This is a genomic window from Hymenobacter cheonanensis, assembly GCF_030581075.1.
Taxonomy (GTDB): domain Bacteria; phylum Bacteroidota; class Bacteroidia; order Cytophagales; family Hymenobacteraceae; genus Hymenobacter.
Map to the genome: position 1 here is coordinate 695,069 of NZ_JAUQSW010000001.1, position 25,848 is coordinate 720,916.

23 protein-coding genes and 1 tRNA gene are annotated in these 25,848 nt (G+C 59.8%); 14 read left to right on the forward strand and 10 right to left on the reverse strand.

Annotation, left to right across the window (positions count from 1 at the left end):
• Nucleotides 1–81: 81 nt before the first annotated feature.
• Nucleotides 82–1,272, reverse strand: coding sequence for a phosphoglycerate kinase (locus tag Q5H89_RS03020; protein ID WP_305017814.1), 1,191 nt, complete (start codon nt 1,270–1,272; stop codon nt 82–84).
• A 242-nt stretch (nt 1,273–1,514) separates the two neighbouring features.
• Here Q5H89_RS03020 and Q5H89_RS03025 point away from each other — a divergent pair, with 242 nt between their 5' ends.
• The 4 genes from Q5H89_RS03025 (at nt 1,515) to Q5H89_RS03040 (ending at nt 7,608) form a co-directional block, all read left to right on the forward strand.
• Nucleotides 1,515–4,256 carry a D-alanine--D-alanine ligase family protein gene (locus Q5H89_RS03025; RefSeq protein ID WP_305017815.1) on the forward strand — a complete coding sequence of 914 codons (2,742 nt, stop codon included), beginning with the start codon at nt 1,515–1,517 and terminating at the stop codon, nt 4,254–4,256.
• A 120-nt stretch (nt 4,257–4,376) separates the two neighbouring features.
• Complete coding sequence (locus tag Q5H89_RS03030; protein WP_305017816.1) at nt 4,377–5,138, forward strand: PASTA domain-containing protein; 762 nt, start codon at nt 4,377–4,379, stop codon at nt 5,136–5,138.
• Between the two features lie 171 nt (nt 5,139–5,309).
• Entirely contained in the window at nt 5,310–7,280 is a 1,971-nt protein-coding gene (locus Q5H89_RS03035) for a T9SS type A sorting domain-containing protein (RefSeq protein WP_305017817.1), read from the forward strand.
• Between the two features lie 28 nt (nt 7,281–7,308).
• The gene (locus Q5H89_RS03040; RefSeq protein ID WP_305017818.1) at nt 7,309–7,608 is read left to right on the forward strand and encodes a rhodanese-like domain-containing protein; all 300 of its coding nucleotides are present in this window, start codon (nt 7,309–7,311) and stop codon (nt 7,606–7,608) included.
• 66 nt (nt 7,609–7,674) lie between these two features.
• Here the strand turns inward: Q5H89_RS03040 and Q5H89_RS03045 are convergent, their stop codons facing one another.
• From Q5H89_RS03045 to Q5H89_RS03065, 5 genes are all read right to left on the reverse strand, one after another.
• Complete coding sequence (locus Q5H89_RS03045) at nt 7,675–8,829, reverse strand: sterol desaturase family protein (protein ID WP_305017819.1); 1,155 nt, start codon at nt 8,827–8,829, stop codon at nt 7,675–7,677.
• Between the two features lie 306 nt (nt 8,830–9,135).
• Nucleotides 9,136–11,088, reverse strand: coding sequence for a RecQ family ATP-dependent DNA helicase (locus tag Q5H89_RS03050; protein WP_305017820.1), 1,953 nt, complete (start codon nt 11,086–11,088; stop codon nt 9,136–9,138).
• A gap of 54 nt (nt 11,089–11,142) precedes the next feature.
• On the reverse strand, nt 11,143–11,403 hold the full coding sequence (locus tag Q5H89_RS03055) for a hypothetical protein (RefSeq protein WP_305017821.1): 261 nt from the start codon (nt 11,401–11,403) through the stop codon (nt 11,143–11,145).
• 102 nt (nt 11,404–11,505) lie between these two features.
• Nucleotides 11,506–12,312: a hypothetical protein gene (locus tag Q5H89_RS03060; protein WP_305017822.1), complete on the reverse strand. Its 807-nt coding sequence runs from the start codon at nt 12,310–12,312 to the stop codon at nt 11,506–11,508.
• A 347-nt stretch (nt 12,313–12,659) separates the two neighbouring features.
• Nucleotides 12,660–13,316: an ABC transporter ATP-binding protein gene (locus Q5H89_RS03065; protein WP_173110825.1), complete on the reverse strand. Its 657-nt coding sequence runs from the start codon at nt 13,314–13,316 to the stop codon at nt 12,660–12,662.
• A 212-nt stretch (nt 13,317–13,528) separates the two neighbouring features.
• On the opposite strand from Q5H89_RS03065, the gene sucC reads away from it, so the two are divergent.
• From sucC to Q5H89_RS03085, 4 genes are all read left to right on the forward strand, one after another.
• On the forward strand, nt 13,529–14,725 hold the full coding sequence (gene sucC, locus Q5H89_RS03070; protein ID WP_305017823.1) for an ADP-forming succinate--CoA ligase subunit beta: 1,197 nt from the start codon (nt 13,529–13,531) through the stop codon (nt 14,723–14,725).
• Between the two features lie 230 nt (nt 14,726–14,955).
• Complete coding sequence (locus Q5H89_RS03075; protein WP_305017824.1) at nt 14,956–15,936, forward strand: aldo/keto reductase; 981 nt, start codon at nt 14,956–14,958, stop codon at nt 15,934–15,936.
• Nucleotides 15,937–16,063: 127 nt separating this feature from the next.
• A complete protein-coding gene (locus Q5H89_RS03080; protein ID WP_305017825.1) occupies nt 16,064–16,561 on the forward strand; it encodes a hypothetical protein in 498 nt (165 codons plus the stop codon).
• Between the two features lie 140 nt (nt 16,562–16,701).
• The gene (locus tag Q5H89_RS03085; protein ID WP_208132246.1) at nt 16,702–16,968 is read left to right on the forward strand and encodes a hypothetical protein; all 267 of its coding nucleotides are present in this window, start codon (nt 16,702–16,704) and stop codon (nt 16,966–16,968) included.
• Between the two features lie 88 nt (nt 16,969–17,056).
• Here Q5H89_RS03085 and Q5H89_RS03090 read toward each other — a convergent pair whose 3' ends face one another.
• Both Q5H89_RS03090 and Q5H89_RS03095 read right to left on the reverse strand, forming a co-directional pair.
• Nucleotides 17,057–17,593 carry a membrane lipoprotein lipid attachment site-containing protein gene (locus Q5H89_RS03090; RefSeq protein ID WP_305017826.1) on the reverse strand — a complete coding sequence of 179 codons (537 nt, stop codon included), beginning with the start codon at nt 17,591–17,593 and terminating at the stop codon, nt 17,057–17,059.
• Nucleotides 17,594–17,784: 191 nt separating this feature from the next.
• Entirely contained in the window at nt 17,785–18,264 is a 480-nt protein-coding gene (locus Q5H89_RS03095) for an organic hydroperoxide resistance protein (RefSeq protein WP_305017827.1), read from the reverse strand.
• A 143-nt stretch (nt 18,265–18,407) separates the two neighbouring features.
• Here Q5H89_RS03095 and Q5H89_RS03100 point away from each other — a divergent pair.
• Nucleotides 18,408–18,479 (forward strand) — tRNA-Arg (locus tag Q5H89_RS03100).
• Nucleotides 18,480–18,712: 233 nt separating this feature from the next.
• Here Q5H89_RS03100 and Q5H89_RS23215 read toward each other — a convergent pair.
• Nucleotides 18,713–18,886 (reverse strand): recombinase family protein, encoded by a 174-nt coding sequence (locus tag Q5H89_RS23215; protein WP_369810633.1) that lies wholly within the window; start codon nt 18,884–18,886, stop codon nt 18,713–18,715.
• Nucleotides 18,887–19,221: 335 nt separating this feature from the next.
• Between Q5H89_RS23215 and Q5H89_RS03105 the strand changes: the two genes are divergently transcribed.
• Nucleotides 19,222–20,847: a hypothetical protein gene (locus Q5H89_RS03105; RefSeq protein ID WP_305017828.1), complete on the forward strand. Its 1,626-nt coding sequence runs from the start codon at nt 19,222–19,224 to the stop codon at nt 20,845–20,847.
• Between the two features lie 21 nt (nt 20,848–20,868).
• On the opposite strand, the gene Q5H89_RS03110 is transcribed toward Q5H89_RS03105, so the two are convergent.
• A complete protein-coding gene (locus Q5H89_RS03110) occupies nt 20,869–21,174 on the reverse strand; it encodes a hypothetical protein (protein ID WP_305017829.1) in 306 nt (101 codons plus the stop codon).
• Nucleotides 21,175–21,557: 383 nt separating this feature from the next.
• Between Q5H89_RS03110 and Q5H89_RS03115 the strand changes: the two genes are divergently transcribed.
• From Q5H89_RS03115 to Q5H89_RS03130, 4 genes are all read left to right on the forward strand, one after another.
• Entirely contained in the window at nt 21,558–23,411 is a 1,854-nt protein-coding gene (locus tag Q5H89_RS03115; RefSeq protein WP_305017830.1) for a hypothetical protein, read from the forward strand.
• Between the two features lie 259 nt (nt 23,412–23,670).
• The gene (locus Q5H89_RS03120; protein WP_305017831.1) at nt 23,671–24,201 is read left to right on the forward strand and encodes a hypothetical protein; all 531 of its coding nucleotides are present in this window, start codon (nt 23,671–23,673) and stop codon (nt 24,199–24,201) included.
• Between the two features lie 128 nt (nt 24,202–24,329).
• A protein-coding gene (locus tag Q5H89_RS03125) for an IS3 family transposase (protein ID WP_305017832.1) occupies nt 24,330–25,405 on the forward strand; the annotation gives its coding sequence in 2 pieces (ribosomal slippage) (nt 24,330–24,582 and nt 24,582–25,405; 1,077 coding nt in all).
• Between the two features lie 112 nt (nt 25,406–25,517).
• Entirely contained in the window at nt 25,518–25,733 is a 216-nt protein-coding gene (locus Q5H89_RS03130; protein WP_305017833.1) for a hypothetical protein, read from the forward strand.
• Nucleotides 25,734–25,848 lie beyond the last annotated feature (115 nt).

A 25,848-nucleotide genomic window follows, 5' to 3' on the forward strand; every position in this document is an offset into this window, starting at 1 on the left:
TGCCCTAGCACAAAAAAACCTGACCGGCTAGCGGTCAGGTTTTTTGTCTTTAGGCTTGGGGGCCAGTAGGTGGGCCGGGCCCTAGCCCAGCGCCGCCACGCCGGGCAGCTCCTTGCCTTCCATAAATTCCAGCAGCGCGCCGCCGCCGGTGCTGATGTAGCTCACGCGGTCGCCGTAGCCGAGCTGCTGCACGGCCGCCGCCGAGTCGCCGCCCCCGATGAGCGAGTAGGCGCCCGCCTCGGTAGCCTCGGCAATGGCGCGGGCCACGTACTCGGTGCCGAGCGAGAAGTTGCTCATCTCAAACACGCCCATCGGGCCGTTCCAGAGAATGGTTTTCGAATCCTGGATGATGCCGGCAAACTGCTCGCGGGCATCGGGGCCCAGGTCGAGGCCCATCCAGCCCACCGGAATGCTGTGGTTGGGCGCCACGTCCACATTGGCGTCGTTGGCAAACTTATCAGCAATGAGGCTGTCGCCGGGCAAAATCAGGTTCACGCCTTTTTCCTTGGCCTTGGCGATGAGGCTCTTGGCTAGGTCCACCTTGTCGGCCTCAAGCAGCGAGCTGCCCACCGTGCCGCCCTCGGCCACGGCAAAAGTGTAGGCCATGCCGCCCCCGATGAGCAGGTTGTCTACCTTATCCAGCAACTGCTCGATGATGAGGATTTTATCAGAAATCTTGGCCCCGCCCATGATGGCCGTGAACGGCCGGATGGGGTTGTCGAGCACCTTTTGGGCGTTGTCCAATTCGCCTTGCAGCAGCAGGCCGCCCACGCGGTCCTGGGGCGCAAAGTAGTGGGCCATCACGGCCGTGGAGGCGTGGCGGCGGTGCGCGGCGCCAAAAGCGTCGTTCACGTACACATCGCCGAGGCTAGCCAGGCGCTTGGCAAATTCTTCATCGCCAGCTTCTTCCTCAGGGTGAAAGCGCACGTTATCGAGCAGCAGCACCTGGCCGGGCTGAAGGGCCTGCGCGGCGGCCAGGGCCTCGTTGCTCAGCACATCGCCGCCCCAGAGTACGTCGCGGCCGTACTCCTGCTGCAAGCGCTGGCGCAGGCTTTCAAGCGAGTATTTCTTTTCGTAGCCGCCCTTGGGCCGGCCCAGGTGCGAAAGCAGTACCACCGAGCCGCCATCGCTGAGAATCTTCTGAATAGTGGGCGTGGCCGCCCGGATGCGGGTGTCGTCGGTGATGTGCAGGTCCTTGTCGAGCGGCACGTTGAAATCGACGCGCGTCACGGCGCGGCGGCCGGCGAAGTTGTAGTTGGCGAGGGTGTTCACGAGTGGTGAAATGAGTGAATGGTGAGAAAAACGTTTGTCATTGCGAGCGCAACGAAGTGGAGCGCGGCAATCTTTCCTTTGCGGACAAACGGCCAGTACCAGCTACTACGCGCTTTGCGGCCCACAAGGTAGCTGGGTCGCAAATGCAAAGGAAAGATTGCCGCGCTCCACTTCGTTGCGCTCGCAATGACAAACGCGCTTAGCACCTCGTTGGCACTCACCGTACCTTTGCACCTAGTATGATGAGAATCGGCATTTTCTTTGGTGGCACCTCGCGCGAGCGCGAGATTTCCTTCGCCGGCGGGCGCACCGTTTTTGATAATCTGGATAAGGGCCTGTTTCAGCCCGTCCCCATTTTTGTGGACAGCCAGGGGCACTTCATTCTGCTCGACTGGCAGTACCTCTACAAGGGCACCATCCGCGATTTTTACCCGCCCGTGGCCGCCCTGTCCGACACGCGCCACCCCTGGCAGGTCTACATCGAAAGCCTGGGCGAGCTGAGCCCCGCGGCCCTCACGGAGCTTATCAGCCACGTCGGCCGCCAGGTGGAGGCTAGCGAGCTGCCCCAGTTCATGGATTTTGCCTTCCTGGCCCTGCACGGCCCGGGCGGCGAGGACGGCGCCATTCAGGGCCTGCTGGAGTGGGTAGGCATTCCGTACTCGGGCTCGGGGATATTGCCTTCGGCCATCGGCATTGATAAAATCGCGCAGAAGAAGTTAATGCAGGCAGCGGGGCTGCCGACGCCGAAGTTTCGGGTGTTGTCAGAGAAGGAGGCTAGTGAATCCCATACGCTGATGACGCTCAGACACTCACTTGGCTTGCCATTAGTAGTAAAGGCACCGCGCCAGGGTAGCAGTATCGGGGTTAGTATTGTGCGGAACGACGACAAAGCCGAGTTTCATAAAGCGGTTGACCGGGCCTTGTTCCGCCGCACGCTATTGCAAGCTGATTGGAATGAACTGGATGAGGCTGCCCGACTAACTTGGGTACGTCAACTAGCTGATATTCGAGAGGGCATCGGGCTACCAGTGAAGGCCAACGCGCTGATGTGGAACCAGAACAGCGGCAATGCGATGCCGGAGTTGCTTGAGCATCCAGAGGCGCTTTACGATTTTATCAACCGCCATTTCGCCCAACCAAATAGCTTTATTGGAGATAACGCCATAGAGCTACAAAGCCTGACCGGCGAATCGCAGGTTCTAGTCGAGCAATTTGTGGCCGGCCGCGAGTTCAGTTGTATCGTGGTGGAAGACGCCAACGGCCAGCCGCTAGCCCTCCCGCCCACCGAGATTGTCAAAGGCACCGAAGTCTTCGACTACCGCGCCAAGTACCTGCCGGGGCTGGCCCGCAAGGTGACGCCCATCGACCTGCCTGAGGCCGATATTGAGCGCATCCGGCAGGAGGCGCAGAAGATGTTCGCCACCTTCGGCTTCGAGGTGTACGCCCGGCTGGATGGCTTCATTCAGGAAGATGGCACTATCTTCCTCAACGACCCAAACACTACGAGCGGCATGCTGCCAGCGTCGTTCTTCTTCCACCAGGCGGCCGAGATTGGGCTGAATCCCAGCCAGTTCCTGACATACATCATTCGCACGTCGCTGAATGCGCGGCGGCGCGGTGGGATGAAGCCGGTACAGCTCGGAGCGGCCCTAGCGAAGTTGGACGCTGACATTCAGTCGCGCCAGCAGGTGGCCGACGACCGCATCCGGGTGGCCGTGATTATGGGTGGCTACTCCTCGGAGCGGCACATTTCGGTGGAGAGCGGGCGCAATATTTATGAGAAGCTGTCGTCGAGCGTGAAGTACCGGCCGGTGCCGGTTTTCCTGGCCGGCAACAGCGAAGAGTTTCGCCTCTACGAGCTGCCCATCAACGTGATGCTCAAAGACAACGCCGACGATATTCGCGAGAAAATCGAGCACGCCGAGGCGGGCGAGGCTAGCCACCCGGTGCTGGCGCGCATCCGGCAGGAGGCGAGCGGCATCACGGGTACCTACGCCGGGCAGCCGGTGGCCGCGCCGCGCCGTATTTCGTTTGCGGAGCTGGCCGAAAAGGTCGATGAGGTGTTTATTGCCCTGCACGGCCGGCCCGGCGAGGATGGCGCCTTGCAGCAGGAGCTGGAGAAATTTGGCCTGCCCTACAACGGCTCGGGCGCGGCCAGCTCGGCCGTGACCATCAATAAGTTTGAAACCAACCGCCGCCTGCGCGAGGCCGGCCTGCGCGTGGCCGACCACCGCCTGGCCCAGCGCCTGGAGTGGGCCGCCGACCCGGAGGCCTTTTACCGCAGCCTCGAAAGCCAGTTTGGCTACCCATTCATTGCCAAGCCGGCCGATGACGGCTGTTCGTCGGCGGTGAAAAAGATTAAGAACCGCGCCGAGCTGGCTGCCTTCAGCGAGCAGATTTTCCGGCGCGAGGAGCCGCTGCTCGTGGGCCCGGCCGAGGTGCTGCACCTGGGCTTCAAGGAGGAGTTTCCGCAGAAAGATGCCTTTCTGGTGGAAACGCTCATCGGCCCCAATGGCGCGGCGAAGTTCTTGGAAATCACGGGCGGGCTGCTGACTTCATATGATGCGCAAGGCCAGCTGCAAATCGAGGTTTTCGAGGCTAGCGAGGCCCTGGCCACGGGCGAGGTGCTGAGTTTAGAGGAGAAATTTCTGGCCGGCGAAGGGCAGAACATTACCCCGGCTCGCTACGCCCAGGACCCGGCCGAGCGCCAGCGCATCTCGGAGGAGGTAAAGCGGGTACTGCGCCAGGTGGCCGAGATTTTGCACATTGAGGGCTACGCCCGCATCGACGCCTTTGTACGCGTGCGGCCGGCGGGCGCCATTGAGGTGCTTATTATTGAAGTTAATTCCTTGCCCGGCATGACGCCCGCGACCTGCATTTTCCACCAAACGGCGCTGGCGGGCTACACGCCCTACCAGTTTATCGACCGGATTCTGGATTTTGGCAAGGCGCGGGCCGAGCGGGCAACAGCTACCAGCAATTAATTAATTGAATGTCCTGCTGAGCTTGCCGAAGCATCTTTACCGAGTGGCTCCCTAGCGGTGCGGTAGAGATGCTTCGGCAAGCTCAGCAGGACGGACGTTCACTGCAACGTTTACCCTCTTATGTCTTTTTTTAAATCCGATACTTGGTTCGACGTCTTCAAGCACCTGGCGCTGATTGTGGCGCTGGGCGCGGCGCTGGTGCTAGGCTTTTTTTACGTGTACCTGCCCATTACCACGCACCACGGCGAAACCATTGTGGTGCCCAAAATAACGGGCATGAACCTGGCCGACCTGGAAAACTACCTCGACGAGCACAACCTCGCCTACTTCGTGGATGACAGCAGCTACGCGCCTGGCACCCGGCCCATGACGGTGCTGACGCAGGAGCCCGCGCCCGGCGAAAAGGTGAAGCAGGACCGCAAAATCTACATTTCGGTGGCCATGCGCCACCCGCCGGTCATCAAGATGCCCAAGCTGACCGATGGCTCGGTGAAGAACGCCCAGCTCATCCTGGCCAGCTACGACCTGATAATCGGCCAGATAAAGCTGGTACCCAACGTGGCCAAGGATGCCGTGCTGAAACAGCTGGTGGGCGGCCGCGAAATTGCGGCCGGCGCGCCCATTGCCAAGGGCACCAAGGTGGATTTGGAAGTGGGCGACGGCCTGGGCAACACCGAGTTTGAAGTACCCAACCTCGTGAACATGCCCGAGGATGAGGCCCGTACCCTGCTCGCCGGCCAGCACCTGGAGGTGGGCGAAGTCTTCAAGCAAGCCGCTGAAACCGGGCAGGCGCCCGGCACGGTAGTGCGCCAGCGGCCGGCCGCCACGCCGGGCGCCACCATTCGCATGGGCCAGCTGGTAGACTTGTGGATAGCCGAGTAGCCTACTGAACTGTTATTTTTCGTCTGTCATTGCGAGGAGGCACGACGAAGCAATCTCACCTGTTGAGCGCCACCGTTCGGGTGCGATTGCTTCGTCGTGCCTCCTCGCAATGACAGACGTTTTTATAACGTTACCTTTCTACATACAACTGACTACTTAGTCTTAGCTTCTATGCGTTTACTTCTCCGCTTACTAGGGCTGCCGGCAGTGCTGCTGAGCCTGCTGGCCCGGGCCCAGACCGCGCCCCCCGTGCTCACGCCCCAGCCGCTGACCAGCGACCCCAGCCGGGCCTACGTGCCTGCCCTTAGCGGGGGCGCCACCCAGCGCACGGCGGCCCTGGCGCTGCCTTTTTTCGAGGATTTTACGCTGCCGCGCGATGGGCAGCCCAGCCCGCTGCGCTGGCAACCGGCCACTACCACCTACCCCAACGGGGGCCTGAACGAGCTGCACTACGCCGGCGGCGGAGCCTACGTGAGCAACCGGCTGGCTAGCGAGCCGCTCACGCGCGGCACGGCCACCCTTGATGGCCTGCGCGCCAACGGCCGCCCCTACACGCCGGGCTCGGCCTCGCTCTACAGCGCCACCGATACGCTCACCTCGCAGCCCATCGACCTGAGTAGCTACTCGGCCGCGGCCAACCTGTACCTCAGCTACGCCTGGCAGGCGGGCTCGCTGGTGGGCGCGCCGGTGGCCACCAGCAGCGGTGCCCCCGTGTTTTTGACGCTGGAGTTTCTGGATAACGTGGGGCGCTGGAACACCATCTGGACCTACAATGCGGAGGGCAAAACCACCCGCTTCCGGCAGCAGATTTTTCCGATTAGCCAGGCCAGCTACTTCCACGCCAACTTCCGGTTCCGGTTTCGGGCCTCGGGCAACCAGGCTTCCAGCCGCGATGCCTTCGGGGTCGACTACGTTTACCTCAACAATAACCGGGCGGCCAATGACACTATCTTCCAGGATATTGCCACCAGCCGGGGCCTGAGCAGCCCGCTCCAGAGCTACACCGCCATGCCGACCTGGCAATACGCGGCCAGCAGCGCCAGCCCCCTCAACCCGACCATGACGACCACCGTCAACAACCTGCTGCCCAGCGGCAACCCTACACCCATCAGCTGGCAGGGCACGGTGCGCGAGCTTACGAGCGGCGGCTTTGGGCCGGCAACCTGGGTAAGCGGCAACCAGCCGCTGCTGGCTGGGGCGCGCCAGGTGGCTATCAGCGGCGATGCGCGCACGGCAGCGCTGCCGGCCACCGGCATCCCGGGTCGCTACCGCTACGCGCTGGCCCTGCAAACCAACGAAACCAACCCGCTTACGCTACCCAACGACACCACCTACCGCGACCTGGAGCTAACTGACTATTACGCCTTTGACGATGGCACGGCCGAATCGTTTCTGACCCTGCCCGCCGTGAGCACGGGGCCGTTCACGTACTACGCCTACCCCATCACGGCGGCCAAGGCCGACCAGGTGAAATCCATTCGGCTAGCCCCTATTTTCAATAACATTCCGCTGGCGCAGGGGGGCGAAAACTTTCAGAACCGCTCGGTGACCGTGGCCGTGTGGGCCGACAACAATGGCCAGCCGGCCAACACGCCACTTGCCACCCAGGCCGTGGTTATTCCGAACCCCTTGCCCACCACCGGCCAGGTATTTTTTGAGGTCAGCTTCGCCAACCCGGTGTCGGTATCGGGCCGCTTTTACATCGGCTACGGGCAGGCATCGGGCGGGCAGTTTCTGCCCTATGGCTTCGACCTGAACAACGGCTCGACGGCCCCCGTCCTGTTTTATAACAACCAGGGCACTTGGTCGAAACCTACGCTCTCAACGCCCGGCACCATCATGATGCGCGCCGTGATGACCAACAACCTCGTGCTGGCCACCCAGGCCCAGCAAAGCATCAGCACGCAGTTCAGCCTCTACCCCAACCCCAGCCCGCGCGGCACGGCGGTGGTGGTAAGCGGGCCGGCCTTCCGCCGGGCGGCTGTGCTCGATGTGCTAGGGCGCCCGGTGTGGCAGCAGCCCGCCGCCGAGGCCGGCCGGCCCACCCTGCAACTGCCGGCCAGCCTGGCCGCCGGCGTGTACCTGGTGCAGCTAACTTTGCCCGATGGCAGCGTGGCCACCCGCCGCCTGGCAGTGGAGTAAGCTGCCTTATCTTTTAGCCCTTATCCCCATGCCCGACATCACTTCTGCCGAGTTGAAACAGCGCCAGCAAGCCGGCGAAACCCCCACCATCCTCGATGTGCGCGAGCCTTGGGAGTTTGAGGAAAGCCGCATCAGCGGCAGCCAAAACATTCCGCTCGGTACCCTGCCCACCAAGCTTGACGACCTGGAAGACCTTAAAGACCAAGAGGTTATCGTGCACTGCAAAAGCGGAGGGCGCTCAGCCACGGCTAAGGCCTTCCTCATTCAGCAGGGCTTCACCAACGTGCGCAACCTGGAGGGCGGCATCACGGCCTTCCAGGGCAGCTAGGCCCTGAAAAGCGGCTCCGGCGAACAAGGCCCTGGCAATTGCTTGCCAGGGCCTTGTTTATATAGGCTAGCGGCTGCTTTGCTCCTCCAGGTGCAGGTCGTGGTCGAATGGGCTTTTGGTGAACGGGTACACCAGCTGCGGCAGGTAGCCTTTGGGGTAGGCGGCCTCGTGCACGCCGGTGGCGGCGGGCCACTCGTGGCCAGGCAGGTAGTAGGTACCGAACACTTTATCGATGAGCGGGAAGTGGATGGCGAAGTTGATGCCGTAGTGCGCGGGGTCGTCGCCGTGGTGCCAGTGGTGGTACTGGGGCGTCACGAACACGTATTTCAGGAAGCCGAAATTGAGCCGGGTGTTGGCATGAATCAGCACCGCATGGATGGACACGAACAGGATGTAGCTGTTGAAGGCCAGCCCCGAAAACCCGCAGATGTAGAGCGGAATAAACGAGATGGCGCGCGTGGCAAACACATCGACAAAGTGCGTGCGCGAGCCGGCCAGCCAGTCCATAGCCTGCGTAGAGTGGTGCACCGAGTGAAACCGCCACAGGTACACGTGCGCATGAAACAGCCGGTGCGTGGCGTACTGAAATAAATCGGTGAGAAAGAGGGCTAGCGGCAGCGCGGCCACTAGCGGCAGGCCGTGCACCCAGTGTTGCAGCGGCGCCAGGCCCAGCCCGCCAAACAGCAGCCTGGCCGGAGCCTGGGTAATGACCCCAAAAAACTGCACAAACAAGTGGCTCACTGCGAAATACACCAGGTCGGTGCGCCACTCTTCGTGGAAGCGCGACTGCCGCAGGCGCTTGGGAAACAGCATTTCGATGGGCACGAAAATGACGCTCATCAGCAGCAGGTCAATTACCAGCCAGTCGAGGCCCAGGTGCCAGGTGGTGGGCGCCACGGCGCGCGCCCGCACCTGCAAGCCCCCCACCGCCACGGCGGCCAGCGACAAGCCGATGCCCAGCAGGGCTAGCCGCTTGCGCTGGCTGAGCATGAAGCTGACGGTAGCAAAAAAGAAGGACGCAACGATGCCGCCGAGCAACAGCGTCTTCATCAGCTCGCCGCTGTACACTTCCCGAAACTCGGGGGTGGTGAGGTACTCGGGAAAGCGAAAGCAGCACACGGCGCCCACGGCCAGCAGCGCCAGAAAAATGGAGGTGTAGCCGCTGATAAAGCCTTCGCCAAGATGCAGGCGCTGGGTAGTGGTTCGGGGTTGGGTAAGCATGGAGCTGAACGTTGGGGCCGCGCCAAAGCAGCGCGTTAACGCCAGCAAATGTGGGCGGCTAGCCTACGCGGCCGCAACGTATTTTTCCCAGGCCTCAGACTTTCATTTTACTACAGTCAGCATCTTATCTCACTAAAAATCAACACCTAGCTGCATACGCGATTCGACTTTTGAGTTTCTTGTTTCAGTTAAGAAGATATCTACATTGACTGGCTGAAGACCAAAACCGCCTGTCATTGCGAGGAGGCACGACGAAGCAATGACAGGCGGTTTATTAATTCAAGCAGCTTCTTGACAAGCTCCCAATCAACTGGCAGTGCCTAGCCGGCCATCGGCCGCGTAGGCCAGCCGACCCAGCTCCACCAGCTGGCGCAGAGCCGCTGTAATGGCCGCCGCTTCAGCGGCAGGGTAGCGGGCTACCACCTGGCGCGGTAGCAGCGGCGCAGCGCCCAGTAGCTCTAGCAGGCTGGCTTGTAGCCCGGCCGTGCTGGCGGGCGCCTGCGCGGCCTTTTTGCGGGCCAGGCACACGTCGCACACGCCGCATGCCGGTGCGTCGGGCTCGGCAAAGTACTCGAGCAGCAGCTGCTGGCGGCAGTGCGTGGTGCTGGCCGCGTAGTCGATTACGGCTGTGGTCTGGTGCTCGGTGAGCTGCCTGGCGGCGCGCAGGCGGCGCTCATCCAGGGGCAGCTGGGCGGCGTCGTAGCGCGGCGTGAGGAAGAGCGCCTGCGGCAGCTCGCGCCGGGGCTGGTAGTGCAGCACGCCGGTGCTGTGCAGGTAGCGCAGCTGGCGCGTTACATCGGTGGTGCTTTGGCGCAGGTGCCGGGCTAGCGCGCTCTCGGCAATGGCCTGGAAGGCCACGAACAGCTCGCCGCCATACAGCCGCAGCAGCGCCTTAATAAGCTGGTCGTGCTGAGCATTGGCCACTTGGAAATGGTACAAATCCTGCTGATTGCTAATGAGCTGCACCCTGGCCGGCTGGTTCACGGCCTCGGTGAGCTGCACAAAGCCCTGCTGCTCCAGCATTTTGAGCGCGTGGTGGGCATCGACGGCCTTGAGGCGGTAGGTTTCGGCAAACGCGCCGAGGTCGAAGTCGAAGGCCACCAACTCGCCGCCGCCCACGGCCGTGCGCGAGTAGTTGGCCAGCGCCTGGTACACGCGGCGCACCACATCGGGCGGCGGGTGGGCTAGGGTGGCCTGGCGGCGCAAACTGTCGGCATCGGCGGGGCCGCTCAGCAGCACGGCGAAGGCGTAGAGGCCGTCGCGCCCGGCGCGGCCGGCCTCCTGGTAGTAGGCTTCGAGGGTGGCGGGCGCGTCGAGGTGGGCCACCACGCGCACGTCGGGCTTGTCGATACCCATGCCAAAGGCATTGGTAGCCACGATGATGCGCGTTTTGTCGGCTAGCCAGTCTTGCTGAATACGGGTACGCTGCTCGGCGGGCAGGCCGGCGTGGTAGGCGGCAGCGGGCAGCTTTTGCTGGCTGAGCCAGGTGGCGGTATCCTCGGCCTGGCGGCGGGTGCGGGCGTACACGATACCCGTTTTGCCGGGGCCTACGCCACGCAACACTTCCAGCAGGCGGCGCTGCTTGTCCTCGGTTGGCAGGACGGAATACGAGAGCTTGGGCCGCGCAAAGCTCTGGGTAAAAACACCGTAGCCGGGCCGAAACTGGAGCTTCTCCACAATATCCTGCCGCACCTGGCCGGTGGCGGTGGCCGTGAGGGCGATGCACGGTACCTCGGGCGGCAGCAGCGCCCGCAGCTCGGCAATGCGCAGGTAGGGCGGCCGAAAATCGTAGCCCCACTGCGAGAGGCAGTGCGCCTCGTCAATGGCCAGCAGCCCCACATTCATGCGGGCTACCCTAGCCCGAAAAAGGTCGGTGAGCAGCCGCTCGGGGCTGACGTACAAGAACTTGACCTCGCGGCCGTACACGCAGTTGTCCAGCGCCTGGTCTATTTCCTGGTGGCTCATGCCCGCGTACACGGCCTCGGCCTTGAGGCCGCGCTTGCGCAGGTTCTCCACCTGGTCGCGCATCAGGGCGATGAGCGGCGTGACCACCACGCACAAACCCGGCCTAGCCAGCGCGGGCACCTGGAAACACACGCTTTTGCCGCCGCCGGTGGGCAGCAGCGCCAGCGCATCGCGCCCAGCTAGCACCGCTTCGATAATCTCCTGCTGGCCCGGCCGAAACTGCTGGTGGCCCCAGTACTGGCGCAGCAGGGCTAGCGGTTCGGCAGAAGTGTTAGCGGGCAAGGCGGGCGGCATAGCCCAAAATTACGCGCCGCCAGCAGCTGACTAGCCCCCGCAGCAGCGAAGGACCTAAAAGTATTCCTTCAAGTAATTGTACCCCCAATAGTTAATTCCTGCCCAGGCCACGCTATAACCGGCAGCCACCAGCAACAGAAACGCGCCGCCGATTTTGCGGGCCCGGCTCTGGCCGCGCCACACGTCAGTGCCCAGCACCCACAGCCCGATACCAATCAGCGTAAGCAGGCCCTCCCCTATCGCTACGTCGCCATAATTTATCTTATTGTTGGTGACCAGCGAAATGTTGATATTGAGCAAGAAGTAGTGTTGCATAATACTGAGGGGCCATAACGCGCCTCAAGATAACGGGCGCCCACAAAAAAACCCGGCACCTTGCGGCACCGGGCTTTTCTCAAAAACTGTAGGCTAGCGCACTTACGCGGCTACGGCCGTCGTGCCCTCGCGGTCCTCAATGGCCTTGCGGAGCTTGGCAATGGCCTGGGTGGCGCGCTCCTCATCGAGGCGGTTGATGTTGAGCAGCATCTTGGTCTTCTCCTGGCGCGTGATGAGCGGGTGGTTCAGCAGGCGGATAATCTCCTCCTTCTGGCTAGCCGTGGCGTACTGCACCGGAGCGGCGGGCGCCTCGGCAGCGGGGGCTTCGGCCGGCGCGGCGGGAGCCGTGGTTACGGCGCGCATCACGGGGGCAGGCTCGGCCACTACGGCCGGGGCCACGGCGGGCGCGGGCACGTTGCCGCTATACTCCATTTCTTCGGCCGGGGTGGGCTCGTAGCCAGCAGCGCGGATAATCCAGGCCAGGATGTTGCGGTAGGCCTTGCCAATGGCCCGGGTCTGGGCCATGCTGGCGATGGCAAACTCCTGGTAGAATTTCTTGCCACCCTCCTTGTTCGAGCACACGGCGAAGCCGGCGCCCACGGTAGTCTGGTGGCGCAGGTCGAAGAGCGTGACCTTGGCCTGGTACTTCAACTCCTGGTCGGTGCTGAGGTTGATGACGTGCTCCACGATGGGCACGATGCCCAGGCGCGAGCCGGCGTACTGCCAGCCCTCCACGTTCACAAACTCCTTGCCCTGCACCTGGGTGCTGAGCTTGTTTTCTTTAATAAACTTAGCCAGGTCCTTTGCCAGGTCGAACGTCTCGTCCGACTTCGCAATGTCATAGCTCTCCGCGCGGGGAGCGGCTTTTTTGGCGGCAGCTTCTTTCGGGGCTTTGGTGACTTCGGTCATGGTGTGAGGTGGCCAGCGGCCGGTTATCGTTCTGTAGTACGAATATCAAACTAACTCAGGCCAAAGTTAGTGCCCCGAAAGCCAATTTTTTTAGCAAAATTTAGTTCTGATTATCAAGTAGTTTAGGAAGCGTGAAAAATTAGTTTTCAGCAAGGCGATTTTCCAAAGGGCTTAGCCAGGATGCGAAACAGAAAACCAGGTGGCAAACGCCAAAAAGAGGTCATCATGCTGAACGCAGTGAAGCATCTCGTCCGAATCGTTTGATTAGTAATCCAACGATTCGGACGAGATGCTTCACTGCGTTCAGTATGACGACCTTATGGTCTTGTGCAGTTGTTTGCTTTCGCCTACTCTTCCAGAATGTGCCCGTCGCGCATCACGATGGTGCGGTCGGCCATCTGGGCCAGGGTATCGTTGTGGGTTACGATGACGAAGGTTTGGCCGAACTCCTTGCGCAGCCAGAAAAACAGCTCGTGCAGCTCTTGCGCGTTCTTCGAGTCGAGGTTGCCGCTGGGCTCGTCGGCGAAGATGATTTCGGGCGAGTTGATGAGGGCGCGCGCCACCGACACGCGCTGCTGCTCGCCGCCGCTCATCTCGCTGGGCTTGTGGTCGACGCGGTGGTCGAGGTTGAGCAGGCCGAGCAGTTCGCGGGCGCGCACCCGCACTTCCTTTTCCGAGCGGTCGGCCAGGTAGGCGGGCAGGCACACGTTTTCGATGGCCGTGAACTCGGGCAGCAGGTTGTGAAACTGAAACACGAAGCCGATGTGGCGGTTGCGAAACTTAGCCAGCGAGGTGCGCCCCAGGCTCGTAACGGACTGCCCATCGAAGAGCACCTCGCCCGAGTCGGGATTGTCGAGGGTGCCCAGAATGTGCAGCAGCGTGCTTTTGCCCGCCCCCGACGACCCCACGATGCTCACGATTTCGGCCCGCTGAATGGTGAGGTCGATGCCCTTGAGCACTTCCAGCGAGTTGTAGCTTTTACGGAGGTTAATGGCTTGTAGCAAAGCGAACGTAGGAAAACAGACAGTACTAGGGCAAAGCTACGCGCAAAGGCGCCCGGGCGTTGGCTGGTTCCGTCATTGCGCGCGCGGCGCGGCAATCGTATCAGAGCGAGTCCTTCGGGTAGTGTGCTGGTGCGATTGCCGCGCTACGCGCGCAATGACAGTCGTTGGCCCTACCTTCGCGCCAGCAAAAAACTCCACCCCTACCCCCTCCGATGAATATTCACGAGTATCAAGGCAAGGAAATCCTGAAAAAATACGGCGTGCGCGTGCAGGAAGGCCTCACCGCCGACACCGCCGAAGAAGCCGTAGAAGCCGCCAAAAAGCTCACCGAGCAAACCGGCACCAGCTGGTACGTTATCAAGGCCCAAATTCATGCCGGCGGCCGGGGCAAGGGCGGCGGGGTGAAGCTCGCCAAGAACCTGGAGCAGGTAAAAGATATTGCCGGCCAGATTATCGGCATGCAGCTCGTGACCAAGCAAACCGGCGCCGAAGGCCGCAAGGTGCACAAAGTGCTCATTGCCCAGGACGTGTACTACCCCGGCGAAAGCCCCACCAAGGAGTACTACATGAGCGTGCTGCTCGACCGCACGAGCGGCAAAAACGTGATTATCTACACCACCGAGGGTGGCATGGACATCGAGGAGGTAGCCGAGTCGCACCCCGAGAAAATTCACAAGGAGTTTGTGGACCCCGCCGTGGGCCTGCAAGGCTTCCAGGCCCGCAAAATCGCCTTCGGCCTCGGCCTTTCGGGCGATGCCTTCAAGGAAATGGTGAAGTTCGTAACGGCCCTGTACAAGGCCTACGACGAAACCGACTCGGCCATGTTCGAGATTAACCCGGTGCTGAAAACGTCGGACAATAAAATCCTGGCCGTTGACGCCAAGGTGACCCTCGACGACAACGCCCTGTATCGCCACAAGGATTTCGTGGCTCTGCGCGACCTCAACGAGGAAGACCCGCTGGAAGTAGAGGCTAGCGAAAGCAACCTCAACTACGTGAAGCTCGACGGCAACGTGGGCTGCATGGTAAACGGCGCCGGCCTGGCCATGGCCACCATGGACATCATCAAGCTGAGCGGCGGCGAGCCCGCCAACTTCCTCGACGTAGGCGGCGGAGCCAACGCCCAGACGGTGGAGGCGGGCTTCCGCATCATCCTGAAGGACCCGAACGTGAAGGCCATCCTCATCAACATCTTCGGCGGCATCGTGCGTTGCGACCGCGTAGCCAATGGTGTGGTAGAAGCCTACAAGAAAATCGGTGATATCCGCGTGCCCATCATCGTGCGCCTGCAAGGCACCAACGCCGAGGAAGGCGCCCGCATCATCGATGAAAGCGGCCTGAAAGTGTACTCGGCTACCCTGCTGAAGGACGCCGCCGCCCGCGTGAAAGAAGTGCTGGCGATGTCGTAAGGCACCCTGGCCACGAGTAGCTTTAAAAGCCCGCCTGGTAACCCAGGCGGGCTTTTTTGGTTATTACTATCCTTTGTCGTTGGTCATGCAGAGCGCAGCGAAGCATCTCGCTCGCTTCGTTGTTGGCGTGAGAAATTACTGCGCCACGCGAGATGCTTCGCTGCGCTCTGCATGACCAGCGTTGCTGAACGTTTCAATCCCTTTCCCTTTCTCCCTATCCCTTTTCCACAATGGAATTCACCCGCTTAGGAAACACTGGCTTACAGGTTTCAAAAATTTGCCTCGGCACCATGACCTATGGCACGCCTACCGAGCGCTGGCCCTGGGCCTTGAATGAGGAGGCTAGCCGGCCTTTCATTCAGAAGGCTTTGGAGCTGGGCATCAACTTCTTCGATACCGCCGACGTGTACTCCAACGGGGCTAGCGAGGAAGTGGTGGGCCGCGCCCTGCGCGACTTTGCCCAGCGCGACGAAGTCGTGCTGGCTACCAAAGTATTCAACCCCATGGGGCCGGGGCCGAATGACAAGGGCCTGTCGCGCAAGCACATTATGAGCGCCATCGACGCCAGCCTCAAGCGGCTGGGCACTGATTACGTGGACTTGTATCAGATTCACCGCTGGGACTACCACACGCCCATCGAGGAAACGCTGGAGGCGCTGCACGACGTGGTGAAGGCCGGCAAGGCCCGCTACATCGGGGCTAGCAGCATGTTTAGCTGGCAGTTTGCGCAGGCGCTGTACCTGGCCGACAAGCACAACTGGACGCGCTTCGTGAGTATGCAGCCGCACTACAACCTCGTGTACCGCGAGGAGGAGCGCGAGATGCTGCCGCTGTGCCAGGACCAGGGCATTGGCGTCATTCCGTGGTCGCCGCTGGCCAGGGGCCTGCTTACGGGTGGCCGCTCGAAGGAACGAAATGAGACTGAGCGCGCCAAAACCGACGCTTTCGGCAAAAGCCTCTACGGCCGCGACGACGACTTTGCGGTGGCCGACCGCGTAACGGAAATTGCCCGGGAGCGCGGCCTGCCCAACGCCCAGATTGCCCTGGCCTGGATGCTGAGCAAGCCCGTTATCACGGCGCCCATTGTGGGGGCCAGCAAGCCCGGCCACCTCGAAGACGCCGTGGCGGCCGTGGCCGTCAAGCTCTCGGCCGATGAGGTAAAGCGTTTGGAGGAGCCCTACCAGCCGCACCCGGTACTGGGCTTTAGCTAAGGCAGGCCACTACGTAGTCGGTTCTTTCTCTTAGGCTAGCAGAGAAAGAACCGATTATCTTTTTATTTCTTCTGCTGGCTAGGGCAGCCGGGCCGATATCTTCGCGCCTCACCCCTGCCTCGCTCGAATGCATTACCGACTGGCGCTGCTAGCCGCCTTCCTGACCACCACCGCTGCCAAAGCCCAGCTTATTGCCAACCCTGCCCGGGCACTCGCCGCGCGCGACACCCTCTTGCAGCAAGCCACGCAGCTGCGCCAGCAGGTGCAGGCCCAGAGCGCTTTTTTCACGGCCAACGGGCACACGCCGCACCTGCGCCGGCAGGTAGTGCGTGGCATCGTGAAGTTGACCGCCGGGGCTGGCACCGCCACTACCACCCAGCTGCGGTGGCGGCAGGTAACGCGCTACCGCCGCAATGGCCGGGTGCAGGAACACTTTCTCGTTAAGACAAGCAGCAAGCTGATTATGGATGAGCATCGGCTCAACGGCCACACGCTGCGGCTAGTCATTCTTAGCCAGGTGCCGGGCTCGGGCAGCCTCACGCCGCGCCACCTGGGCAAGTACTGGCAAAGCGGCTACGTGCTGCTCGACCGCAAGCAGTATGCCCTGCCCCAGCCCGCCCAGTAGCACCGCCGCTGGCCCCGCGGCCGGCAAAAGCGCGGCTAGCCTAAACTTCTGGCCGGGCGCGGGTGTTAAGGCTGCTATTCGCCGCGGGCCAACATTTGCGGCGTTACTTCGTATTTATTTGCTCCTCATATCTTTGCCCTATGGAAGTTGCTAGCTACACCCTGGCCGAAGCCACTACGGCGGCCCCTTACCTCGATTATGCCCGCTGCGTGGATGCCGACAACCGGCCCGCCAACCACGGCGGCGACTGGCCCACCGTAGGCGAGGTGTACCCTGTGCGCGTGGTAGAAAGCCGCCTCGAAGGCATTCCGCTGGTGCACGTGCTCACCTTTGATGGCCCGGCGCCCTATTACAACGCCTTTGCGCCGCACCGCTTCGAGCTTACGCACCGCATTTACCTGAACTAGTCCGCGTTCTTGATTTTGCGTAAAAAGCATAAGCCCCGGCTGGTTTCAGCCGGGGCTTATGCTTTTTACAGTACCCTGGCGCCGGGCGCTACTGCACGCTGCTGGTAGCTACCGAGTCGCCATCGAGGGTATCGTGATAGCCCAGGCCATTGAGCGTAAACGTAACAGAGGTGGTGCGGTGAATCTCGCGGGCCTCGCCGGTCAGCTTCAGGTAGGCCGCGCCGGTGTAGGCGGTAGCCCCGCTAGCGGGGCGCGGGCTGTCGGCGGGCTGGGTGCCAGGCTTGCACACGGCATCGCGCATGGCCTTGGCCGTGAGGCTGGTACGCCGGTCGTTGCCGTTGAGCTGGTATACCTGCACGGCGGCTACTTGCGGGCAGCCGGCCTGCTCCACCGTCGTCCAGTTTATTTGCACGGGCACCACTACTTTTTTGGTCTGGCCCACCAGCATATTGCCGGTGTAGGTGTGGGAGTAGGCGCGCGCACCGCTCACCTTCAGGAAAGTAGTGTCGAAACGCAGCACTTTAGCCTCTGCCGTAGCAGAAGGGTTGCTTTGCACCGCAGTACTGGCCTCGCGGCAAGAGGCGAGGGCAGCCGCAGCGCCCAGGGTGAAGAGTATTTTTTTCATAATCATACGCACTAGCACTAAGCGGCTTTCGGTAGCCGGCTTCCCAAAGGTAGCGGACCTCTTACGCATGGCCTCCCTAAAAGGTGCAATCAGGGCTGGCTGGCCAGGCAGCCGGCACGGCTCTTGCCAAAAAGGCCTACCTGCGCAGCAGGTAGGCTTTCAGGGGTGCGCGGGGTGCCGCCGGGGGCCTGTTATTTGCCTTCGGCTACGCCGGCATTTTCTTCGGCTTGCACGGGCACTGGCTCGCCTTGCACTTTCAGCTCGACCTCCATATTGCCCCGGGTACCTACCGAGTAGGGGCATATTTTGTGAGCCTGGCGCACCATCTCAATTGTTTTAGTACGGTCAAACGACTTCAGGTCGATGTCGAGCACGGCACTCAGGCCGTAGCCTTCGCCTTCCTGAAACAGGGTTACTGAGCATTTTACCTCGGTACCGGGGTCGAGCTTATCGCCGGCGCGCTGCGCAATAACGAGCAGCGCCTGCTGAAAGCACGACGAGTAGCCCGCCGCAAACAGCTCTTCGGGGTTGGTAGCGCCTTTTTTACCGCCTAGCCCCTCGGGCACCGACATATCGAGGTCGATAATACCAGTGGCAGAGCGCACGTGGCCGCTGCGGCCGCCTACAGCCGTGGCGTCGGCGGTATAGAGAGTTTTTTTGGTAGATTCCATGTGGAAATGAAAATTGTCAGGTTCAGGGTTAGCTAACCGATTTTTTCGCTTCAGGGTTGTGCCTGGGCGGGCTGTTTCCACCAAAATGCCTGCGCTGAGTTTGGCCGCGCCGGCTTTTATCGCTACTTTTGCACCCCGCACCAGGTCTCGTAGTACAACGGATAGTATAGGAGCCTCCGAAGCTCTAGATTTAGGTTCGATTCCTAACGAGACCACAAAAAAGGCCTTCCTGACATCAGGGAGGCTTTTTTTTAATTTATTAGTGGCGGTTATTAGAAAATAGCCCCTTGCTTGCAGGCTGGCTGCATCGCGTATAGCTCCTGCTCGAGCGCCAGCGTATCGCCCTGGTTCCAGTCGATAACGGCCTTTACCCGGCTGGGCAGGGCCCGTGGCGCTCTCGACCCACCGCACCGCCTGCACCAGCTCCGGGTTGCTGGTAGCGGCCTGGCTACGGTAGTCGGGGCCGGGCTAGTGGCAAACGTGCCCCCGTCCTCGAAGTAGCCGATAGCCTCTCGGCAATCTCGGCTACCACCTGGCCGCCGGCGCGCTCGGTATGACGCTTCAGGTCGCGCAGCTGCCGGCTGAAGTCCTGGGCCTCAGTACTGACGCGGGCAAAGCGCACGACGGGTACGGGGGCTTGTCTGCTTTAGCTTTTCGGTTAGCTAGCCCATCAAAATATCCGGCGGGGTTGTGCATGTAAGGGCACAACCCCGCCAAAGTTCGCCCAGAGCGGGGCTGGGTCATCGCAGTGCGGGCACGGCAGCCGCTCCGGCGTCTGGAGTGCCAGCCGCGGCATCGGCATCACCAAGGCACGGCGTTATGTCATAATAAGCAGGTGGTTTTTGGAAGACATAAATAGGTAGACAAAAACAGCTTAAGTAGGCTATTGTGAGATTAATTTTGAGCAATACTTTTTTTGAGACAACTGCTGCCATTTCGCAGCCCTATCCGACGCCTATGCTTTTGAACAATTACCCCGCCACCCGCCTCATCAATTGGCTGCCCGTGCTGGGCTGCTGGCTGCTTAGCTTGTGGGCCCTGAACACGCAGGCCCGGCCGGCCGGCAACGGGGAGCCGCGCCTGCTGGCCACCGCCCTGCGTGGCGACGGCACGCTGCGCCCAGACGCCCGCGGCACTTTTACCACGGCCGCCTGCCAACTGCAACTGCTTGCGGGCGGCCGCCCCAGCTTTCGGCCGGCCGCCCGGCCGCTCGGCGCGGGCGACCAGGCCTGGCAGGACGGTAACGTGCAAGGCTACGCAAACAATGGCGTGTGGGCCGTGGCCATTGCCGCCAACGGCGACGTGTACGTGGCGGGCAACTTCGCGCAAATCGGCGGCGTGAGCGTTAGCAATATTGCCCGCTGGAACGGCAGCACCTGGACGAGTCTCGGCACTGGTCTCAACGACGTGGTTTTTGCCCTGGCCCTGGCCCCCAACGGGGTGGTATACGCGGGCGGCTACTTCACGCAGGCCGGTGGGCAGCCCGCCAACCAAGTGGCCAAGTGGGACGGCACGGCCTGGAGCAGCCTGGGTGCGGGAACCGAAAACGGGGTAGCGGGCACCCTATCGACCTCGAAAGTCCCGCGGGGTGGCGTATTTGCCCTAGCCGTCGCCCCCACGGGCGAGGTGTACGTGGGCGGGGGCTTCGCCACGGCCGGCTCGCAGGCAGCCGGTGGCATTGCCCGCTGGAACGGCACAGCCTGGAGCAACCTGGGAACGGGCATCAGCAAGTTCACGACGGGCACCTATCCGCTTGTCTACGGCCTGGCCGTCACGCCGGCGGGCCGGCTCTACATGGCCGGCTCGTTCAACTATGTCAACAATGTGCGTATCGTGAGCCTGGCCCAGTGGAATGGCACGAGCTGGAGCGGCGTGGGCAACAGTGACTTTTATATTTACGAGCACCTCTCGTCGGTGGCAGTAGCCAGCAACGGCGACCTCTACGTGGGCGGCGACATCACTACCACTGGCCCCACGCCGGCCGTTGGCGTAGCCCGCTGGGATGGCACGAAGTGGAACGCCCTCGGGGCGGGCGTGGGCACCTACGTCTACGCAATAGCCGTGTCCCCCACGGGAGAAGTATATGCGAGCGGGGATGTAAACAGGGCCGGCGGCAACGCCATCAATAATGTGGCCCGCTGGAACGGCACGAGCTGGGTTAGCCTGGGCACCGGCCTCAACGCTGCGGCCTACGGCCTGGCCCTGGCCACTACCGGCCGCCTCTACGCAGGTGGCTTCTTCACGGCTACCGGCGACAACAGCAAACCCTTGGCCAAGCTGGCTACCTACGACCGTACCCTGCTGGCTACCCGCGCCTCGGGCCAGGCGGCACCCCTGCTCCAACTCTACCCCAACCCGGCCCAGCACGCAGTAACCGTGGAACTAGCCCCAACCGGGGGCACGGGGGCCGCGCAGCTGCGGGTGCGCGACGCGCTGGGCCGGGTCGTGGTCGAGCGGCCCCTGAGCTTGCCAGCGGCTGGCCTGCGCGTGGAATTGCCGCTCGGCTCGCTGTCGGCTGGGGTCTACCAAGTGGAGGTGGCGTGGGGCCAAATGCTGACGACGCGCCCCCTGACGGTGGAATAATACTAGTGCGGGGCAGGCAGCCTAAGCAAGCGGACGAAAATCAATGTAGGGCATTAAGTTTAGACTAGCCCGAAAGCTTTCGTCCCAGGCTTGGCCAGCCAGCGGGGCAGTGGGCCGAATGAGCCTGAGCGTCGTCAATTCGTCGTAGCGCAGCGCCAGCTTCCAGGGCGGCGATTTCCTGGCTACTGGCAAGGTCGAAGGCCAGGGCCGGGTAGTGGGGTGAGCGTGAGCAGGCAGCAGCGTGTCGGCCGTAATAGCCTGCGGGCAGGCCTCGCGGTAAAAGGTGTTGCTGAGCAGCAGGAAGCGCCCATCCAGGGGGCGGTTCACTTCTTTTGCCCGGCAGCGCCTACACGTTACGAAGCCCGTAAGTATCGTTTGGGGCAATCCTGGACCGATGCGAAGGCGCAAGCCGACCAGGATGCCCGAGATTTAGTGGCTGATTTGCCAGCCTCGCTGCTATTGAAAAGTGCGAAAGACCCTAGCGATTTCTACTGCACCAACTGCTTCTTCCCAGCCTGCTCCTGCTCGCCGGCACGGCCCCACCGCCGCAAAAGCCGGCATATTATTGCGCCAGTGGCTGGCGTGTGAAGTACTACATTACGCGCCCTGGGGCCTAGGCGTAGAGCCCTGCTCAACCACCGCAAAGCCGATGGACTGGAGTCAGGCATACGGACATATAAAACTTTGCAAAATGTGTAAGTAATATTATTATGACTTTCCCAGAGATTTTAGCTGTTGGTACGCCTGACGATAAAAAGCGCATTCAAGACCTTGTCCGCAAGGGCAGTATCTCTGCGCGTGAAATAGCAAGGATAGTGAACGATATTTTCAAAAAAGATAAAACCCCTTTCATAGCTAACGGTAAACCAACAGCTATGACCACAAAGTATGCAATAACAAAACTGATATCTATTTTTGAAGCCATCAAACATATAAAAAACAGGGAAAACAGCACTGTAAATCAAGCTGAAATAAACCGATTACTAACCAGCACCTCTACGGCAGCAGCTGAAGTAGCTGACGAGATAATAATTAAGCACTTTTTGACAGCATTTTTCAATTTTTACACTACTCAATCAATAGCAGGCAATAATGGAATCGATACAATTTATACAGGCAAAGGGAGTATAGATGTAATCATCACTTCGCTGGGGTTAGCTGAATTTTCTAACAACAAAAATAACTACAGACTATTCGACCGTCTGAAGTCTATCACAACAGAAGGTGACTACAAGAATAGTGAGTCTCATTTACTGGTCTTTAAACTTGATACTTTACAACAAGTTAGCAATGACTTAGCCCATCTCTTAGACTCTTATTTAAAAGAGGGCAAAAACTCAAATTTATCCATTTTAATACTGTCGGTTATCTACACTGAAAAAGGCAGCGGGTGGAAAATAGAATATATGAACTGTGGCAACGGCTTGAAAAAAGACTTAACTGCTGCAATTGAGAATCCACAAGAAGGATTTGGAGAACTCGCCGATTGGGTTGATTCATCTGTTAATGCTATGACTCAAGAAGAAATTTATCGCGTCAATTTTAGGATTCGCAATAAAGTCAGGATAGATAGTCACCTATGCTATAACCCCGATTGTAAATCAGGTAAACATGCTATAAAATCGCATGTTTTACAAGAAAATGGAATATTGAACAAGATTGCGGAAAGCAGACCCGGAGGACTCAAGATTGTTGAGTTGAAACTTAACAATAATTTTCAAGAGAGCAAAACAGGCCATCGCTATGGATTCTATCTTAATGGTATTGGAAGCGACAGCGAATTAACATTCTGGGGATTTTGCAAAGAGTGTGACGCAAAGCTATTTCACAATTTGGAGATAGGTTCGCGTGATTACACTGACAGCAAGAATCAGTTGCTCCTTTCATACAGAGCGCATTTAAACGAGTTGTACAAACAAGAATATAATGTCTTATTTCACGCAGCAATAAGAGCTGAAGCAGGCTTTCCTCAGCACATAAAGGATAATGCATACATGCCAAGGCAAGTACATCAGGCAAGCTTGGCCTTAGAGGGCTATAAAATAAAGTCCTCTATAGAACAAGCGCTCAAACGCCATGGAATTAACTCTCCGATTAGCTTCGTTCATTTTACCCTGCCTAAAGTAGGTATTGCTACCTCATCAGTATTTTCAAACAAGCTCTCCGGAGCTACGGTAGATATCAACAAATTATTAGCATTTCGGCCTGATTACAGACAAGTTAACCCAGCAGATGTCAGTCAGCTTGAAGAAAATATTTGCTTCTTGCATTTGATACCAGGTGACAATGACTTAACAGTTGTATTCGGCTACGGCAGGGGTTCCACTCATATCATGGGAACTCCAATCAATGCCATAGAGATGCTTTCACAAGAGGCAAAATTTAAGTTACTAAGTGATATTATACTTACTAAACTTGAAACTTGGTGCCTATCTCCTACTTTTTATGAACATTTGCTCAAAACAGGCAACGCTGAGAAGATTCTGAGTGCAATTGATTATCATCTTCCGGCTGAAATGAAAGACGGACCTGTAAAAATCAATCTTTTTGAAGGAATTATTTAGTTATGAAAATAACCTGCTAGCTGCACCTGGGAGCCTTGGCTGCGGACAGCACCGCCCGTAACCACCTTACCCTTACCTGCAAGGGCAACCGCTCGCCAAGTAGGCTAACAACCTCGCAAACAATGAATTTTTGCTGAGTTTTCACTTTATTTACTCTCCAAAAAGCCCCTGCCGTCTCCGCAGGGGCTTTTTGCATTTATCCGCTTTTTTATTACTGCGCTGGCCCGGGGACTTTTGTGTTTTCTAGCGCCTGCTGCCTATGAATCTGATACATTTATGCTCTGCTCCCCACGTCACCGTTTATTTCGATTCCTGGAATAACTGGCTCTACATTGAGTGGGAGGGCGCCCTGACGCTGACGGCCGTGCAGTACGCCTGCCTGGAAGTGGCCGAGTGCTTCGTCAAGCACGCCTACCCGCGCGTACTCAACAACGACGTCCAGATTACGAGTCTGCCCTGGGAAGTGGCCCCCTGGCTGGCCCAGCACTTCTTTCCGAACCTTAGGCTCGCTGGCATCGAGCAGCTGGCCTGGGTGCACGCCCCGCACGTGCGCGGGCTCGGCCACGCCACGCAGGTGCTCCAGCAGCTGCCCCACCTGCACGTTGGCCTCTTTGCCGACATGGAGGAGGCCACCATCTGGCTTCAGCAAACCAACCCCGCCTACGCGGGCGGCCACACCCAGCTGCCCCGCCCCCTGGCCGAGGAAACGCTGCTGGCCCAGGCCGTGGCCCAGTTCCGGCAGGTCCTGGCAGCCATCGGGGTCAACGCCGAGGCGGCCGCCCACGCGTGAGAGAAGCCTGGTAGCCAAGCCGCCGTAGTTTGGCGACCCGATGAAAAGGACCCGTTGTACGCTTCCCCGAATCGAGCGCCAGTAGTGAGCAGAGAAAGGCGTAACTTTCACTACCTGACGACTGAGAAATGAAAAAGGGACGATTCAGCGAGGCCCAGATTGTGGCCATTCTTCAACAGCAAGCCAGCGGGCAGACGGTGGCCCAGATTGTGCGCGAGCACGGCTTGAGCGAGGCCACGTTTTATGCTTGGAAAAGCAAATACGCCGGGGCCAGCGTCGCGGAACTCACTCGGCTCAAGCACCTGGAAGAGGAGAATCGTAAGCTTAAGCAGCTGTTCGCCGACCTGAGTCTAGAGAACCAGGCCATCAAGGAGATACTGCGAAAAAAGTAAGTAGCCCTGCGGCGCGGCGCCAAGCAGCGCAGGGCTTGGTAAGTAAGGGCTGGAGCCAGCGCCGGGCGTGTGCCCTAGTGGGGCTGGCGCGTGGCAGCTATCACCCGGTAGCGCACGGGCGCCAGGACGAGCCGGTGCAGCAGGCACTGCGGGCGTTAAGTGGACGGTATCCGGGCTGGGGCTTCTGGAAGCTGCACCACCGCTTACGCAAAAACGGACTGGTAATCAACCATAAGCGCACGTTACGCATCTATCGGGCAGTGGCACTCCATCTGCCTCGGCGCCTGAAAAAGCGCGTGCCAGCCCGCGTGAAGCAGCCCTTAGCCGTGCCCGAGGCCGTCAACAAGTGCTGGTCGCTCGACTTTACGAGCGACGTGTTGACCGATGGCCGCCGGTTCCGCACCCTCAACGTGCTCGACGATTACAATCGCGAACTACTGGGCGTGGAAATTGACTTCTCCTTGCCTGCCAGTCGTGTCGTGCAGGTGCTGACGCGCTTAGTCGAGTGCTATGGCCGCCCCGCGCAGCTGCGCACCGACAACGGTCCTGAATTTATCAGCGCCAAATTGAGCGAGTGGTGTGAGCAGCAAGGCATTATCCTACACTGGATTCAACCCGGCAAGCCGACGCAGAATGCGTACATCGAACGCTTCAACGGCTCGTTTCGCCGTGAACTGCTCGACGCCCACCTGTTTCGCTCGCTGGCCCATGTGCGCCAACTCGTGGAGGAGTGGCGGCACGACTATAACACGCAACGGCCTCACCAGGCCTTGAATTTTATGACTCCTATCGAATTTAAACAAGCGGCTTAACCTCTGCCTATCACTGGCTTATCGAACGGGGAAGCGTACAAAGCTAACTGGCTTTTACCACGACTTAGGTTTATCTCCCGAACTCGTAGACGAGTATGGCATCGCTATCTATATGGTGGGTTCTACCATTGAAATAAACGCCAACATTCGCTTACTAAGTTTTAGAGAAACTCACGGGCGCACCGAGGTTCAGCTGGATGGTATTGCGTACACCTATGTGCTGGAAGTGGAACTCGCCAGCGACTTGGTTACAACTCAAGAGGCAGGTGTTGTGACCAAGCTTGACAAAGCCAATCGCCTTATCCACTATGCCTTGTATGACGCATGAGCCAGTAAGCTCAACCGCTCATTAAGGAGATAGCTACGCTACTTCCTTTTGACAGACGGTTTTTGACCGCCAAAAAACGACATCAAATAAACGGCCCGAAAACCTGCGTTTTCGG

Bases quoted from the DNA above. Each gene is read 5' to 3' on its own strand.
- Q5H89_RS03040 (WP_305017818.1), top strand. From the start codon at position 7,309: ATGCCCGACATCACTTCTGCCGAGTTGAAACAGCGCCAGCAAGCCGGC.
- Q5H89_RS03120 (WP_305017831.1), top strand. From the start codon at position 23,671: ATGAATCTGATACATTTATGCTCTGCTCCCCACGTCACCGTTTATTTC.
- sucC (WP_305017823.1), top strand. From the start codon at position 13,529: ATGAATATTCACGAGTATCAAGGCAAGGAAATCCTGAAAAAATACGGC.
- Q5H89_RS03025 (WP_305017815.1), top strand. From the start codon at position 1,515: ATGAGAATCGGCATTTTCTTTGGTGGCACCTCGCGCGAGCGCGAGATT.
- Q5H89_RS03095 (WP_305017827.1), bottom strand. From the start codon at position 18,264: ATGGAATCTACCAAAAAAACTCTCTATACCGCCGACGCCACGGCTGTA.
- Q5H89_RS03030 (WP_305017816.1), top strand. From the start codon at position 4,377: ATGTCTTTTTTTAAATCCGATACTTGGTTCGACGTCTTCAAGCACCTG.
- Q5H89_RS03080 (WP_305017825.1), top strand. From the start codon at position 16,064: ATGCATTACCGACTGGCGCTGCTAGCCGCCTTCCTGACCACCACCGCT.
- Q5H89_RS03050 (WP_305017820.1), bottom strand. From the start codon at position 11,088: ATGCCGCCCGCCTTGCCCGCTAACACTTCTGCCGAACCGCTAGCCCTG.
- Q5H89_RS03035 (WP_305017817.1), top strand. From the start codon at position 5,310: ATGCGTTTACTTCTCCGCTTACTAGGGCTGCCGGCAGTGCTGCTGAGC.
- Q5H89_RS03055 (WP_305017821.1), bottom strand. From the start codon at position 11,403: ATGCAACACTACTTCTTGCTCAATATCAACATTTCGCTGGTCACCAAC.
- Q5H89_RS03130 (WP_305017833.1), top strand. From the start codon at position 25,518: ATGGTGGGTTCTACCATTGAAATAAACGCCAACATTCGCTTACTAAGT.
- Q5H89_RS03085 (WP_208132246.1), top strand. From the start codon at position 16,702: ATGGAAGTTGCTAGCTACACCCTGGCCGAAGCCACTACGGCGGCCCCT.
- Q5H89_RS03060 (WP_305017822.1), bottom strand. From the start codon at position 12,312: ATGACCGAAGTCACCAAAGCCCCGAAAGAAGCTGCCGCCAAAAAAGCC.
- Q5H89_RS03115 (WP_305017830.1), top strand. From the start codon at position 21,558: ATGACTTTCCCAGAGATTTTAGCTGTTGGTACGCCTGACGATAAAAAG.
- Q5H89_RS03045 (WP_305017819.1), bottom strand. From the start codon at position 8,829: ATGCTTACCCAACCCCGAACCACTACCCAGCGCCTGCATCTTGGCGAA.
- Q5H89_RS03075 (WP_305017824.1), top strand. From the start codon at position 14,956: ATGGAATTCACCCGCTTAGGAAACACTGGCTTACAGGTTTCAAAAATT.
- Q5H89_RS03105 (WP_305017828.1), top strand. From the start codon at position 19,222: ATGCTTTTGAACAATTACCCCGCCACCCGCCTCATCAATTGGCTGCCC.
- Q5H89_RS03090 (WP_305017826.1), bottom strand. From the start codon at position 17,593: ATGAAAAAAATACTCTTCACCCTGGGCGCTGCGGCTGCCCTCGCCTCT.